General features: G+C 43.3%; 1 pseudogene. It reads right to left on the minus strand.

Annotation, left to right across the window (positions count from 1 at the left end):
- Window positions 1-196, minus strand: a pseudogene (locus ACPYOJ_RS36990) (hypothetical protein); the annotation flags it as partial.
- Window positions 197-233 lie beyond the last annotated feature (37 nt).

A 233-nucleotide genomic window follows, 5' to 3' on the forward strand; every position in this document is an offset into this window, starting at 1 on the left:
TTCCTGAAGCTACCGCTCTGGATTCAGCTTCCGTCAATCTCTTTGCATCCGTCCCTTTTACCCCGTCTCCGTAATCATTTGCGTAATTCGATAAGATCTGATACAACAAAGTCACTACAAGTGCCAGTACGAAAATTCTCCAGTCCCATGTTCCGCCTTCGCCATATAATCTCCATTTGGCAATGAAAGCACCCATGATAATTCCACTTAATGAAAGTGGTAATGTTCTAAGC

Source organism: Rhizobium sp. SVR5-9E (assembly GCF_056755095.1).